Below are 1,064 nucleotides of genomic sequence, written 5' to 3'. Positions count from 1 at the left end.
TATTCAGACAGGATAACACGTGTCCCGCCCTACTCTTCGAGTTCACAGCACCTGCATTTTTGTGTACGGGACTTTCACCCTGTACCGTGCGCCTTTCCAGACGCTTCCACTAACACACATGCTGATTCAGACTCCGGGCTCCTCCCCGTTCGCTCGCCGCTACTGGGGGAATCTCGGTTGATTTCTTTTCCTCGGGGTACTGAGATGTTTCAGTTCCCCCGGTTCGCCTCGTTAGCCTATGTATTCAGCTAACGATAGTGTGACGAATCACACTGGGTTTCCCCATTCGGACATCGCCGGTTATAACGGTTCATATCACCTTACCGGCGCTTTTCGCAGATTAGCACGTCCTTCATCGCCTCTGACTGCCAGGGCATCCACCGTGTACGCTTAGTCGCTTAACCTCACAACCCGAAGATGTTTTATTCTGTCCGGCTTGTTGCGCGTCATGAATACTGCGTTGTTCCGTACTCGCGATGCTCATGGACATTCAGTCCACTGTGCTCGCTGCGTGCGGTACGCCTTGTCTTCACATCGCTCACATCACCTTTTACAGTGTCATCTTCTGATTGCGATAATTTGAGAGACCCGAACACACTTATTCAGTGTGTCGTTTCAATTTTCAGCTTGATCCAGATTTTTAAAGAGCAAATATCTCAAACGTCACCCGAAGATGAGTTTTGAGATATCATCGGTTGTGCCTTTCACTCACGAACCAGCAAGTGGCGTCCCCTAGGGGATTCGAACCCCTGTTGCCGCCGTGAAAGGGCGGAGTCCTAACCGCTAGACGAAGGGGACACAAAGTGTCTCGACTTCGCAGCCGTCTTGCTTCTTACTTTTCATCAGACAATCTGTGTGAGCACTGCAAAGGCAGGTTCTTCAGGTAAGGAGGTGATCCAACCGCAGGTTCCCCTACGGTTACCTTGTTACGACTTCACCCCAGTCATGAATCACAAAGTGGTAAGCGCCCTCCCGAAGGTTAAGCTACCTACTTCTTTTGCAACCCACTCCCATGGTGTGACGGGCGGTGTGTACAAGGCCCGGGAACGTATTCACCGTGGCAT

Annotated in this window: 1 tRNA gene and 2 rRNA genes; all 3 read right to left on the bottom strand. The window is 51.3% G+C overall.

From position 1 onward, the window contains the following. Positions 1 to 404, bottom strand: a 23S ribosomal RNA gene (locus FE839_RS24375); the annotation flags it as partial. A 319-nt stretch (positions 405 to 723) separates the two neighbouring features. Next, a tRNA-Glu gene (locus tag FE839_RS24370) sits at positions 724 to 798 on the bottom strand. Between the two features lie 86 nt (positions 799 to 884). Beyond that, positions 885 to 1,064 (bottom strand): 16S ribosomal RNA (locus tag FE839_RS24365); the annotation flags it as partial.

This window comes from Klebsiella indica, assembly GCF_005860775.1.
Lineage (GTDB): Bacteria > Pseudomonadota > Gammaproteobacteria > Enterobacterales > Enterobacteriaceae > Klebsiella > Klebsiella indica.
The sequence above is the reverse complement of the archived record's forward strand: the minus strand, read 5'-3'. Positions and strand labels throughout refer to the sequence as shown.